The following is a 12,341-nucleotide window of genomic DNA, read 5'->3' on the forward strand; positions in this document are numbered from 1 at the left end:
GCTTACGTCGCCGGGCAGCCGCAGGAGCGGCGTACCACCAGCGCCGACGGGAACTGCTTGAGCCGCTCGCGCCGCGACCCCGCCACCCGCAGCGAGTCGTCCAGCACCAGGTCCACCGCCGCCCGCGCCATCGCCGGCCGGTCGGAATACACCGTCGTCAGTGGCGGATCGGTGAGCGCCGCTTCCTTCACGTCGTCGAACGCCGCCACCGCCAGCTCGCCCGGTACGTCGATACGCAGCTCACGCGCGGCCCGCAGCACGCCGATCGCCTGGTCGTCCGTCGAGCAGAAGATCGCGGGCGGCCGGTCCGGTCCTGCCAGCAGACCCAGGGCCACCTTGTAGGCGTCGTACCGGTTGTACGGAGCGTGGAAGAGCCGGCCCTCGGTCGACCGCCCCGACTCCCGCATCGCCCGGCGCCAGCCCACGACGTGGTCGGCCACCGGGTCGCCGACCAACGGGGTCGACTCCATGCCGCCCAGGCAGGCGACGTACGGATGACCGTGCTCCAGGAGATGGCGGGTCGCGAGCTGCGCGCCGCCGATGTTGTCCGTGACGACCGCCACGTCGTCGATCGTCTCGGGCCGCTCGTGCAGCAGCACCACGCGGGCGTCCCACGCCTCGATCTCGGCGGCCGCCCACTCGCTCGGGCCCTGGCTGACCAGGATCAGACCGGAGACCCGCATGCCGAGGAAGGCCCGCAGATAGTGGACCTCACGCTCGTCGCGGTAGTCGGAGTTGCCGACGAGGACCATCTTTCCGCGGTCGGCGGCGGCCTGTTCGACCGCGTGCGCCATCTCGGCGAAGAAGGGCTGCCGCGCGTCGGGGACGATCATGCCTATGAGGTCGGTGCGGCGGGACGCCATGGCCTGCGCGACCCGGTCCGGCCGGTAGCCGAGCTCCTTGATCGCGGCGAGGACACGCTCGCGCGTGGCCGGGGCGACCGGCCGGGGTCCGTTGTTGATGACGTAACTCACGACCGCGGTCGAAGTCCCCGCCAGTCGCGCCACATCGTCCCGCGTCACCTTGGCCACGCGCGGCAGTCTACGCGTGGTGACCTACCGCTGGGCAGGCCGTACGGCAGCTTCCTCCTGGGGGGCCGTGTCCGCGTCCGTGCCCGCCATATGGGTGACGGCCGCAGGGGTCGCCTTTCGCGCGGCCTTGGCCCTGGCCTCCTCGGCCGCCGCCCGCTCGACCTTCTCGGGCGTCACGAAGCGGTAGCCCACATTGCGTACGGTCCCGATGAGCGACTCGTGCTCCGGGCCGAGCTTCGCGCGCAGCCGCCGCACGTGCACGTCGACCGTGCGCGTACCGCCGAAGTAGTCGTAGCCCCACACCTCCTGGAGGAGCTGGGCCCGCGTGAAGACCCGGCCGGGGTGCTGCGCCAGGTACTTCAGCAGCTCGAACTCCTTGAAGGTCAGGTCCAGGACCCGCCCCTTGAGCTTCGCGCTGTACGTCGCCTCGTCGACCGACAGGTCACCGTTGCGGATCTCCATCGGGCTGTCGTCCGAGGTGAGCTGCTGGCGGCCGGTCGCCAGCCGCAGCCGCGCCTCGACCTCGGCCGGACCCGCCGTGTCGAGCAGTACGTCGTCGATGCCCCAGTCGGCGGTGACGGCCGCGAGACCGCCCTCCGTGACGACGAGGATCAGCGGACAGCCGGGTCCGGTGGACCGCAGCAGCTGGCACAGCGACCTGACCTGCGGCAGGTCACGGCGGCCGTCGACCAGGATGACGTCGGCACCCGGGGTGTCGACAAGGGCCGGGCCCTCGGCGGGGGCCACCCGCACACTGTGCAGCAGCAGGCCGAGGGCGGGAAGCACCTCCGTCGACGGCTGAAGGGCATTGGTCAGGAGCAGCAGAGAACTCATCGTCCGCCACCTGCCTGGATCGGACAGTCATGCACGGTTCGCTCGCCCATTACGTCGGTTCCTCCTCGGTCCCTGCGGAGGGGGTCCCACCCATGCCCTTGAGGCTATGGGGGAGTATGCGGCACTGCTTATGCGGCACTGCTTGTACGGCTCGGTCCCGCGCCCTGGGACCGCGCCGCGTCATCTGTCCGTAACAACGGTCAGAAAACACAAAAGGACCCGGGGGCAACGTTGCCCAGGTCCTATGCCCAGCAGAATAGCTCACATGAGTTCCGAACCGGAGGGGCAAGTCCGCAGATCCCGTGTTCGCTTGGTCACGCAGGGGTCCCGGCGCACGGCGTCACGGACGATTCTGCGGGCGGACGACGGGGTCCGTATCGAGGCCCTGTACGAGCCCGCGCGGGGCGGCGAGGGCGATCCGGCGATCGTCGTGGCGCACGGTTTCACCGGCTCGGTCGACCGCCCCGCGGTGCGGCGCGCGGCGCGTGTGTTCAGGCAGTACGGGGCCGTCATCACGTTTTCCTTCCGCGGTCACGGCGGCTCGGGCGGCCGCTCCACGGTCGGCGACCGGGAGGTCCTCGACGTGGCGGCGGCGGTCCGCTGGGCCCGCTCGCTGGGGCACGAACGGGTGGTCACCGTCGGCTTCTCGATGGGCGGCTCGGTGGTCGTCAGACACGCCGCGCTGTACCGCGATCCGGCCGGGGACGGCGACGAAGGCGGCGACGGCACGCACGGGGGGCGCACACAAGCGCACCCGGCGGGACAGGCGCACGCGCACGCCGACGCGGTCGTGGCCGTCAGCGCCCCCGCCCGCTGGTACTACCGCGGTACGGCGCCGATGCGGCGGCTGCACTGGGTGGTCAGCCGGCCCGCCGGGCGGCTCGTCGGGCGCCTGGGGCTCCGTACCCGGATCCACGCCCGGGACTGGGACCCGGTGCCGCTCTCGCCGGTCGAGGCGGCGGCCGGACTCGGCCCGACGCCGCTGCTGGTCGTCCACGGCGACCGCGACCCGTACTTCCCCCTGGACCACCCGCGGATGCTCGCCGCGGCGGCCGGCCGGAGCGAACTGTGGATCGTGCCCGGCATGGGCCACGCCGAGAACGCGGCCGAGGAGACACTCCTCAACCGCATCGGCGCCTGGCTGACAGCGGCATAGCTCATCATGGAAGCCGACGAAAGGAGCGCCGCTATGGCAGTGGGCACCATCCGCTACTGGGCCGCGGCCAAGGCCGCGGCCGGCATCGCAGAGGAGCCGTACACGGCCGGGACGCTCGCCGAGGCGCTCGACGCGGTGCGCGAGCGCCACCCCGGGGAGCTGACGCGCGTACTCCAGCGGTGTTCGTTCCTCATCGACGGCGACCCCGTCGGGACCCGCGGTCATGAGACCGTACGGCTGGCCGAGGGCGGCACGGTCGAGGTGCTCCCGCCGTTCGCAGGAGGATGACCCCCACACCATGAGCAACCAGCAGCCCTACCCGTCGTACGACGGACACGACCCGCGCGACGGTCAGCAGGCGCCGCACGCCCAGGAGCCCTACACCCAGACCTGGGAGGGACAGACCTGGGACACCCAGTACCAGCCCGTGCAGGAGCCGTACCGGCAGCAGGACCCCGCCCCGGCCGCCGCCGACACGGCGTACCTCGCGCCGCAGAACGGCGCGTACCCGATGCCGCCGGAGCCCCAGGCGTCGTACGACCCGCACGCGGGTGGCCAGGCTGCGTACGGGACCCCGAGGGGGGCGTACGAACCCGCGCCGACCGCGCACGAGCCCGCACCGGAGGCGTACCGGCCCCCGTCGGCCCAGGCACCCGCCCCGTCGGCGGGGTACGGCCCGGCGCCGGGCGGCTACGCGGCGTCGGCGGCGTACGAACCGGCTCACGCGGCCCCCGCCGCTGCTCCCTCGCCCGACTCCGCCACCGGCACGGCGCCGTACAGCCCGCCCACCACCATGGGCCACGCGCGCCTCACCGACGCCCAGCGCGCCCGCGCCGAGGGCCGGTCGCCGATCATCGCGCCCGGGATGCAGCCGGCCGCCCTGACCACCGTGCTCGCGCTGCTGCTCGCCGGCGCCGCGGCCGTCGGCCAGTACGCACTCGTCGTGCCGCTCGTGCTGCTCCAGGCGGTCACCGCCGCGGGCTGGTTCCGGCTCAACGGCATGTGGCCCGCCCGCCAGGGCATCGCGCTGGCCTTCCTCGGCGGCGTCACCGCCGACATCGCGCTGCTGGCCGTCGACGCCGCGCACGCGCCCGCCGCGATCATCGGCACGCTCGGCGTCTGGGTGCTGCTCACGCTCGTACTCCAGCTGCGCAACCGGGCCCCCGCCGACGAGCGGATGTACGGGCTGACGGCCACCGTCACCTCGGCCGCCCTCGCCGTCATCGCGGCAGGCCACCTCGCGGCGGCCCCCGAAGCCGTGATCGTCGGCGCGATCGCCGTCGCCGTCGCCGTGCCGGCCCGCGCGCTGCCGCTGCCCGGTGTCGCCTCCGTCGTCGTCGCGCTGCTGGCCGCCGCCGGCGCCGGGATCGCGGCCGGCGCGATGACGGACGTGGGTGCCGAGGGCGCGCTGCTCGGGCTCGCGGCCGGGGTCTGCGCGCTGATCGGCCTGCGCGTCGCCAGCTACGACTACCCCTCCCGCTTCGTCCACATGACGGCGGGAGTGGCGCTGCCGCTTGCCGCCGCCGCACCCGCCGTCTACCTGATCGGCCGGGTCGTCGCCTGACGCCTGTGATTACCTGGCAGTAGGCTCGCACTCGTCAAGGGGGCTTGGACGAGTGCGCAAGTAGGAGCCGGACCGGCTCGACGAGTTGTGGGGGACCTGTAAGCCATGCGAGCACTGCGAAGACTGCTGGTTGTCGCCGTTATTCTGGGTGGCATTTTCGTGATCGTGGACCGCGTCGCGGTCAATTTCGCCGAGTCCGAGGTCGCGAAGCGCGTCCAGAGCCAGCAGGGCCTGACCGGCGCGACCGACGTATCGATCAAGGGCTTTCCCTTCCTGACCCAGGTCGCCGCCAAGCACCTCGACCAGGTCGACGTCTCCGTCGCGGGCGTCGAGGCGAGCGCGGAGGGCCGCAAGGTCCGGATCAGTGAGATGACCGCCGAGCTGCACGACGTGCGGGTGACCGGCAGCGTCAGCGGCTTCTCCAGCGCGACGGCGGATCTCGCGAACGGCACGGCGCGCATTTCGTACGCGGACCTGTCCAAGGCCTCCGGCAGCGAATTTCCCGTGTCCTACGGCGGCAACGGCAAGGTGAAGGTCACCGGCTCCGCCGAATTCCCCGGCGTCGGCGTCGTCAAGCGCAGCGTGCTGTCGAGCGTGAGCGTGGTCGACGGCACCACGATCCGGGTGCGGGCGGACGAAGTCCCGGGCGAAGGCATCCCCGGGGTCGAGGAGAAGATCCGGGAGAAGACCGACTTCGACCGGCAGATCGGCGGGCTGCCCGAGGGGCTGAAGCTCGAAAAGGTCGAGGCGACCGAGGACGGCCTTGAGGTCTCCGTGACCGGTACGAACGTAGGCCTCGCCGGATAGTGAGACGGCGGCGTCCGCCCCTCAGGCAGCGGGCGGTCCCCGACCGCGCACGGGCCCGGAACGACGGTCCGTCACCGGCTTCGCGTCCCGCATCGCGGATGATCGCGTCTCAACATCCGACACGCCGGTGACACGCCGGTCGTGACGTCCCTACGATCGGTCCCATGCAGCAGCGACAGGCGGACCTCACGAAGCGGCGGGCAGTAGACCTCTGCCGCGTCGCCGCCATGCTCTGTCGCGTTGTCTGAGCGGGTTCTGACCGGAACAGTCCGGCGCCCGCCCTCCCCGGCCCCCGATCGACCGACCGACCGAACTGGCGCAGCCGAAGCTCAGTCGAAGCCGGTCGAAGTCAGGGCCACCCCCGCCCGTGCGGTCGTACGCCGCCCCGCTTCCGCGTACCGGCGTACCCGCACAAGCCCCTCGCGCATAACCGCCGCACTTCCCCAAGCTCTTAAGGAGCAGGGGATGCCCCATCCCCCGGAGGAGAACAGCATGAGCCGCAGCGACGTCCTGGTCGACGCAGACTGGGTCGAGGCCCACATCGAGGACCCGAAGGTCGCGATCGTCGAGGTGGACGAAGACACCTCGGCGTACGAGAAGAACCACATCCGCAACGCGATCCGGATCGACTGGACCAAGGACCTCCAGGACCCCGTCCGCCGCGACTTCGTGGACCAGGCCGGCTTCGAGAAGCTCCTGTCCGAGAAGGGCATCGCGAACGACACCACGGTCGTCCTCTACGGCGGCAACAACAACTGGTTCGCCTCGTACGCCTTCTGGTACTTCAAGCTCTACGGCCACCAGGACGTCCGCCTGCTGGACGGCGGCCGCAAGAAGTGGGAACTCGACTCCCGCGACCTGGTCGCCGAGGTCCCCGAGCGCCCGGCCACCCAGTACAAGGCCAAGCCGCAGAACACCTCGATCCGCGCCTTCCGCGACGACGTCGTCTCCGCGATCAACAACCAGAACCTTGTCGACGTGCGCTCGCCCGACGAGTTCAGCGGCAAGCTCCTCGCCCCGGCCCACCTCCCGCAGGAGCAGTCGCAGCGCCCGGGCCACGTCCCGTCCGCCCGCAACATCCCGTGGTCGAAGAACGCCAACGACGACGGGACCTTCAAGTCGGACGAAGAGCTCAAGGCCCTGTACGAGGCCGAGCAGGTCGACCTGGCGAAGGACACCATCGCGTACTGCCGCATCGGTGAGCGTTCGGCCCTGACCTGGTTCGTCCTGCACGAGCTGCTCGGTGTCGACAACGTCAAGAACTACGACGGCTCGTGGACCGAGTACGGCTCCCTGGTCGGCGTGCCGATCGAGCTCGGCGCCAACAAGTAACCCCTCTCGCCTGAGACTTGAAGGACGGATTTCAACATGTGTGGAGCAAAGGCCGGCGGCCCCGACGCCTCGACGATCAAGCCCGGTGAGACCACCATCCAGGGCAGCGTGACCCGTGACGGCGAGCCCGTCACCGGCTACGTCCGCCTCCTGGACTCGACCGGCGAGTTCACCGCCGAGGTCCCGACCTCGGCCACGGGCCAGTTCCGCTTCTACGCGGCCGAGGGCACGTGGACCCTGCGCGCGCTGGTCCCCGGCGGCACGGCCGACCGTACGGTCGTCGCCCAGAAGGGTGGCCTCGCGGAGGTCGCGATCGCCGTCTGACGGCGGTTTCACCACTGGCCGAAGGGCCGCACCCCAGGGGGTTTGGACGCTACCTGGACCGGGTGCGGCCCTTCGGTCGTACGGTGGAGGTATGTACGCGCGGCGGCGGCACGCCTACTTCCTGCTGATGGGCGGATGCATCTTCCTCTTCGTCTCCGCCTGGGCTTTCGTGCGGCTGTGGTCCGTGCCGGTGGCCGTCGGGATGTGCTTCGTCGCCATGGTCATCCCGCCCGTCGCGGCGATGGTCGCCAACCGGCGGGGGCCGGACGACCGCTGGTGGGACGATCCGTCCGGGGACCCGAAGTCCGACGACTGGTGGGACGAGCTGGACGGCAAGAAGCGCCCCCGGTAGACCTCGGTATCAGTAGACGAGGGACTGCACGTCGTCCGCCATGACCTCGCTGACGAAGACCTGGGCGCCGGCGATCCGTACGCCTTCGATCACGTCCTTCTCGGTGATCTCCCGCCGCGCCGCGCACTGCGTGCACAGGGTGATCTGTCCTGCCGCCGTGATCGACTCGATCAGGTCCGGCAGCGGCGCCGCGTGCGGCAGTTCGAACTCGGCCGCGCGGCCGGGCAGCGCGAACCACGAGGACTCGCCGGTCAGCCAGAGCGAGACCTCCACCCCACTGGCGACGGCCACCGCCGCCACCGTGAACGCCTGCGAACACCGCTCGGGGGCGTCGGCCCCGGCGGTCACCTTGATCACGAGCTTCTTCGCCATGCCCGAACTGTAATCCGCCGCCGTACCGCGACGGCCGCCGACGCCGGGGCGCCCCTCGCAGAGAAGGCTGGGCAGCCGCCGACTAAGCTGGGGCCCGGCCCCGTACTGCCCACCGCTCGTGCAAGGAGCAACCCCGTGCTGACGATTTTCTTCGAAGCCCTGCTGGTTCTGGTCTGCGTCGGCGTTCTCGCCTTCGCCGGTCTGACCGTGAAGAAGCTCTACCAGGGTCAGCGCTAACCCACCCTCCCCCTCACAGATCGTCTGAGCAGCTCATGATCGAGATCCCGTCCGACCTCCACCCGGACCTCGTCCCCCTCGTCTTCCTCCTCGGTAACTGGGAGGGTGCGGGCGTTTCCGACTTCCCCGGCGCCGAGAAGTGCAACTTCGGCCAGGAGGTCAGCTTCACCCACGACGGCCGGGACTTCCTCGAGTACGTCTCGCACACCTGGGTGCTCGACAACGAGGGCAAGAAGGTCCGCCCGCTGGAGAGCGAGACCGGTTACTGGCGCATCGACAAGGACCGCAAGGTCGAGGTCGTCATGATCCGCGACCAGGGCGTCGTCGAGATCTGGTACGGCGAGCTGGCCGACCAGAAGCCGCAGATCGACCTGGTGACGGACGCGGTGGCGCGCACCGCCGCCTCGGGGCCGTACAGCGGCGGCAAGCGTCTCTACGGCTACGTGAAGAGCGACCTGATGTGGGTCGGCGAGAAGGCCACCCCGGACGTCGAGCTCCGCCCCTACATGTCGGCGCACCTGAAGAAGGTCGTCGACCCGAGCGAGTGGGCGAAGGACCTCAAGGACCTGCCCGACGACGGCATCGCCTTCTTCAAGTAGGCCGGACACCCCGTCGGTCGCTCGCCGCGCTGCCTACACTGGGCACGTGGTGAGCACCGACTGGAAAAGCGACCTGCGGCAGCGCGGCTACCGGCTGACGCCCCAGCGTCAGCTTGTCCTGGAGGCCGTGGACACCCTGGAGCACGCGACACCCGACGACATCCTCGTCGAGGTACGCAAGACCGCGTCCGGTGTGAACATCTCCACCGTCTACCGGACGCTGGAGCTCCTGGAGGAGCTGGGCCTGGTCAGCCACGCGCACCTGGGGCACGGGGCCCCGACGTACCACCTGGCGGACCGCCACCACCACATCCACCTGGTCTGCCGGGACTGTACGAACGTGATCGAGGCCGACATCGCGGTCGCCGCCGACTTCACGGCCAAGCTGCGCGAGACGTTCGGCTTCGAGACGGACATGAAGCATTTCGCGATCTTCGGGCGCTGCGAGAAGTGTGCCGCCAGGGCTTCGGCGCAGGCTTCAACCACCGAGTCGTAGGCTGGCGGGTATGCAGCCACACTCACCGGCAAGCCCCCTGCTGTCCCTGCCCGGCGCCGTCCCCGCCGAAGGGCGCGACGAAGGTGTCGCCGCGCACTACGGAGACCTGTTCCGCGAGCAGCGCGCGCTCGCCGACGGCAAAGGTTTCGTCGACCTCTCGCACCGCGGCGTCGTCACCGTCAGCGGTGACGACCGGCTGAGCTGGCTGCACCTCCTGCTCACGCAGCACGTCAGCGATCTTCCGGCGGGCCGGGCCACCGAGGCGCTGGTCCTCTCCGCGCACGGTCATGTCGAGCACGCGATGTACCTCGTCGACGACGGCGAGACGGTGTGGATGCACGTCGAGCCGGGTACGCAGGGCGATCTCATCGCGTACCTGGAGTCGATGAAGTTCTTCTACCGGGTGGAGACCGCCGACCGGACCGAGGACTTCGCGGTCGTCCACCTGCCGGCCGGCTCGATCGCCGACGTGCCCGAAGGCGTGGCCGTACGCGAGACCTCGCACGGCCGTGACCTCTTCCTGCCGCGCGGTGAGCTGGAGGCGTACGCCGGGACTCACGGCCCGGCGGCCGGCATCCTCGCGTACGAGGCCCTGCGCGTCGAGGCCCACCGGCCGCGCCTCGGCTTCGAGACGGACCACCGCACCATCCCGCACGAGCTGGGCTGGATCGGCAGCGCCGTACACCTCCAGAAGGGCTGCTACCGGGGGCAGGAGACGGTCGCCCGCGTCCAGAACCTGGGGAAGCCGCCGCGGCGGCTCGTCTTCCTGCACCTGGACGGCAGCGATGTGCTGCTGCCGGGGCCGGGGACGCCGGTGCGGCTGGCGGCGGACGGTGAGGAGGGGCGCCAGCTCGGGTTCGTCACCACGTCGGCCCGCCACCACGAGCTGGGGCCGATCGCGCTCGCGCTCGTCAAGCGCAATGTGCCGGTGGACGCGGAGCTGCTGGCGGGGAACACGGCGGCGGCGCAGGAAGTCGTCGTAGAGCCGTAGGTCCGCGCTCCGCGCTGCCTCAGACCTCGATCAGGACCGTGAACGGGCCGTCGTTCGTGAGGGAGACCCGCATCTGGGCTCCGAAGCGGCCCGTCTCCACGTGCGCGCCCAGTGCGCGCAGCTGCGCGACGACCTCGTCCACCAGCGGTTCGGCGATCTCGCCGGGGGCCGCGGCGTTCCAGGTGGGGCGGCGGCCCTTGCGGGCGTCCCCGTAGAGGGTGAACTGTGAAATAACCAGAAGTGGCGCATTCACATCCGAGCAGGACTTCTCGCCTGCGAGGATCCGCACCGACCACAGCTTCCGGGCGAGCTGTGCGGCCTTGTCCGTTGTGTCCTCGTGGGTTACTCCCACCAGCACACACAGTCCTTCGCCCACGATTTCGCCGACCGTTTGTCCGGCCACGACGACGCTCGCGCCGTCCACCCTCTGCACCACTGCACGCATACGCAGCAATGTATCGGGGGCTGAACGGGCGTAGAGCACCTGCGTAGCCCCCGTCAAGAGTGGCACGATGCACGAAGGCGGTGCGCGCCGCACCGGTCGAGGGGACGGAACAATCCATGAGCACACCTGGCGCCGGGCAGCCGCCCGGCCCCGTACCTATGCCAATGATCCAGCTGACGCCATCCGCTCCCGCCGCACGACCACCGGCACAGCGGACCGGCGAGAGCGCGGATCGTCAGACGCGGAACGATCTCGGCGGGCTGCGGCTGCCCGAACTGCGTGGCCTGCGCCGGGACTCGCAGCGGGACGAGGCCGACCTCAGCTATGTGCGGCGTCTGCTGCACGGGCGGATCGACATTCTGCGGGCCGAGCTGGCGCGGCGTACGGGGCCGGAGTCCCCTGTCGTCGAGCGGCTGTCGGAGATCCTCGCGGACGCCCCTTCCCAGCACCGCTCCTCCGCCCGGCACGTGACGATGTCCACCCCGCACAGCGAGGAGTTCCGGCTGCTGGCCGCCGAGATGCTGGCGGACGTGGAGCTGTCGGACCTGGCTGCCCGTACGGACGAGGAACTGCACGCGGCCATGGGGCGGCTGGTCCGGTACGAGCAGCAGGTCTCGCGGCGGCGGCAACAGCTTCAGCGGACGGCGGACGATTGCAGTGCGGAGATTGCCCGCAGGTACCGTGATGGGGAAGCACAAGTAGACGACCTGCTGACCTGAGGCCCTGATCCGGCCTTGCGGGAGCCTGGTCCTGTTCCCGTTCCCGGAAGGTCGAGATGTCCTCCAGCACCGCCGCCGCTGCCACGCCCCCGGTCATATCCCCGGTCCTCGCGGAAGTCGTCCGTTCCGGTTTCGTCGAGGGCCATCACCGGGGTTCGCTGGTCGTGCTGGCGGCGGACGGCAGTGTGGACCTGGCGGTCGGGGATCCGTACGCCCCGGTCTTCCCCCGCTCCAGCAACAAGCCGATGCAGGCGGCGGCGATCCTGCGGGCCGGGCTCGACCTGTCGGGGGAGCGGCTGGCGCTGGCGGCCGCGAGTCACTCGGGGGAGCGCTTCCAGCTCGATCTCGTACGGAAGATGCTGGCGGACGCCGGGCTCACGGAGGCGGACCTCCAGACTCCGCCCGATCTGCCGCTGGACCCGGTGGAGGCCGAGTCGTACCTGGCGGCGGGCGGTGTGCGGGAGCGGCTCACGATGAACTGTTCGGGCAAGCACGCGGCGATGCTGGCGGTGTGCGGGCTGAACGGGTGGGACACGGCCTCTTGTCTGGATCCGGCGCATCCGTTGCAGCAGCTCGTGCTGCGCGTGGTCGAGGAGGCGAGCGGCGAGCGCGTCGCGGCGGTGGGTACGGACGGGTGCGGCGCGCCGCTGATGGGGATCAGCCTGGTCGGTCTCGCGACGGCGTTCCGCAGCTTCGTGCTGGCCGAGCCGGGTACGGCCGAGCGCCGCGTCGCGGACGCGATGCGCGCGCACCCGGAGTACGTCGCCGGTACGCGCCGCCCCGACACCTGGCTGATGCGCGAGGTGCCGGGCACGCTGTCCAAGATGGGCGCCGAGGCGGTCCAGGCGGTGGCCCTCCCGGACGGCCGCGCCCTCGCGTTCAAGGTCGACGACGGTGCGACGCGCGCCCTGGGACCGGTGCTGGCGCGGGCGCTGCGGCGGCTCGGCGTGGACGGGCCGGTGGTGGAGCGGATCGGGCGGGCGCCGCTGATGGGCGGAGCCGCTGAGGTGGGGGAGATACGGGCGGCGTTCTGAGGCCGGGAAAAGCACGCGACAGGTCGTGTCCGGTGTGCTTAGCGTGGG

The 12,341-nt window shown here is 71.0% G+C and carries 17 protein-coding genes; 13 read left to right on the plus strand and 4 right to left on the minus strand.

What is annotated here, in order from left to right; genetic code table 11:
* Nucleotides 1–2 precede the first annotated feature (2 nt).
* Together J7E91_RS11925 and J7E91_RS11930 are read right to left on the minus strand one after the other, a co-directional pair.
* On the minus strand, nt 3–1,031 hold the full coding sequence (locus tag J7E91_RS11925) for a LacI family DNA-binding transcriptional regulator (protein WP_214901794.1): 1,029 nt from the start codon (nt 1,029–1,031) through the stop codon (nt 3–5).
* 24 nt (nt 1,032–1,055) lie between these two features.
* Complete coding sequence (locus J7E91_RS11930; RefSeq protein ID WP_214901796.1) at nt 1,056–1,865, minus strand: response regulator transcription factor; 810 nt, start codon at nt 1,863–1,865, stop codon at nt 1,056–1,058.
* Nucleotides 1,866–2,130: 265 nt separating this feature from the next.
* On the opposite strand from J7E91_RS11930, the gene J7E91_RS11935 reads away from it, so the two are divergent.
* The 8 genes from J7E91_RS11935 to J7E91_RS11965 all read left to right on the plus strand — a co-directional run bounded on the left by J7E91_RS11935 (nt 2,131) and on the right by J7E91_RS11965 (nt 7,400).
* Entirely contained in the window at nt 2,131–3,021 is an 891-nt protein-coding gene (locus tag J7E91_RS11935; protein WP_214901798.1) for an alpha/beta hydrolase, read from the plus strand.
* 33 nt (nt 3,022–3,054) lie between these two features.
* A complete protein-coding gene (locus J7E91_RS11940; protein ID WP_214901800.1) occupies nt 3,055–3,309 on the plus strand; it encodes a MoaD/ThiS family protein in 255 nt (84 codons plus the stop codon).
* A 10-nt stretch (nt 3,310–3,319) separates the two neighbouring features.
* Nucleotides 3,320–4,585 carry a hypothetical protein gene (locus J7E91_RS11945; RefSeq protein WP_214901802.1) on the plus strand — a complete coding sequence of 422 codons (1,266 nt, stop codon included), beginning with the start codon at nt 3,320–3,322 and terminating at the stop codon, nt 4,583–4,585.
* A gap of 105 nt (nt 4,586–4,690) precedes the next feature.
* Nucleotides 4,691–5,392, plus strand: a complete 702-nt coding sequence (locus J7E91_RS11950; protein ID WP_214901804.1) for a DUF2993 domain-containing protein — start codon at nt 4,691–4,693, stop codon at nt 5,390–5,392.
* 164 nt (nt 5,393–5,556) lie between these two features.
* Nucleotides 5,557–5,640: a putative leader peptide gene (locus J7E91_RS37270; protein ID WP_374224679.1), complete on the plus strand. Its 84-nt coding sequence runs from the start codon at nt 5,557–5,559 to the stop codon at nt 5,638–5,640.
* A gap of 244 nt (nt 5,641–5,884) precedes the next feature.
* Complete coding sequence (locus J7E91_RS11955; RefSeq protein WP_214901811.1) at nt 5,885–6,724, plus strand: sulfurtransferase; 840 nt, start codon at nt 5,885–5,887, stop codon at nt 6,722–6,724.
* Between the two features lie 36 nt (nt 6,725–6,760).
* Entirely contained in the window at nt 6,761–7,048 is a 288-nt protein-coding gene (locus J7E91_RS11960) for a DUF1416 domain-containing protein (protein WP_028814639.1), read from the plus strand.
* Between the two features lie 91 nt (nt 7,049–7,139).
* Complete coding sequence (locus J7E91_RS11965; RefSeq protein WP_214901813.1) at nt 7,140–7,400, plus strand: DUF3099 domain-containing protein; 261 nt, start codon at nt 7,140–7,142, stop codon at nt 7,398–7,400.
* Between the two features lie 9 nt (nt 7,401–7,409).
* Here J7E91_RS11965 and J7E91_RS11970 read toward each other — a convergent pair whose 3' ends face one another.
* On the minus strand, nt 7,410–7,772 hold the full coding sequence (locus J7E91_RS11970) for a DsrE family protein (RefSeq protein ID WP_028814637.1): 363 nt from the start codon (nt 7,770–7,772) through the stop codon (nt 7,410–7,412).
* A 272-nt stretch (nt 7,773–8,044) separates the two neighbouring features.
* Between J7E91_RS11970 and J7E91_RS11975 the strand changes: the two genes are divergently transcribed.
* From J7E91_RS11975 to J7E91_RS11985, 3 genes are read left to right on the plus strand one after another with little or no spacing between them, the layout of a single operon-like run.
* Nucleotides 8,045–8,608, plus strand: coding sequence for an FABP family protein (locus J7E91_RS11975; protein ID WP_214901815.1), 564 nt, complete (start codon nt 8,045–8,047; stop codon nt 8,606–8,608).
* A gap of 46 nt (nt 8,609–8,654) precedes the next feature.
* Nucleotides 8,655–9,104: a Fur family transcriptional regulator gene (locus J7E91_RS11980; RefSeq protein ID WP_214901817.1), complete on the plus strand. Its 450-nt coding sequence runs from the start codon at nt 8,655–8,657 to the stop codon at nt 9,102–9,104.
* A 10-nt stretch (nt 9,105–9,114) separates the two neighbouring features.
* Nucleotides 9,115–10,095: a folate-binding protein YgfZ gene (locus tag J7E91_RS11985; protein ID WP_214901819.1), complete on the plus strand. Its 981-nt coding sequence runs from the start codon at nt 9,115–9,117 to the stop codon at nt 10,093–10,095.
* 19 nt (nt 10,096–10,114) lie between these two features.
* Here the strand turns inward: J7E91_RS11985 and dtd are convergent, their stop codons facing one another.
* The gene (dtd, locus tag J7E91_RS11990) at nt 10,115–10,540 is read right to left on the minus strand and encodes a D-aminoacyl-tRNA deacylase (protein WP_037649914.1); all 426 of its coding nucleotides are present in this window, start codon (nt 10,538–10,540) and stop codon (nt 10,115–10,117) included.
* A 116-nt stretch (nt 10,541–10,656) separates the two neighbouring features.
* Between dtd and J7E91_RS11995 the strand changes: the two genes are divergently transcribed.
* Nucleotides 10,657–11,259: an ABC transporter substrate-binding protein gene (locus J7E91_RS11995; RefSeq protein WP_214901821.1), complete on the plus strand. Its 603-nt coding sequence runs from the start codon at nt 10,657–10,659 to the stop codon at nt 11,257–11,259.
* Between the two features lie 56 nt (nt 11,260–11,315).
* A complete protein-coding gene (locus tag J7E91_RS12000) occupies nt 11,316–12,293 on the plus strand; it encodes an asparaginase (protein ID WP_214901823.1) in 978 nt (325 codons plus the stop codon).
* Nucleotides 12,294–12,341 lie beyond the last annotated feature (48 nt).

Origin of the sequence: Streptomyces sp. ISL-99, assembly GCF_018614005.1 — a bacterium.
GTDB classification, from domain to species: Bacteria; Actinomycetota; Actinomycetes; order Streptomycetales; family Streptomycetaceae; genus Streptomyces; species Streptomyces flavidovirens.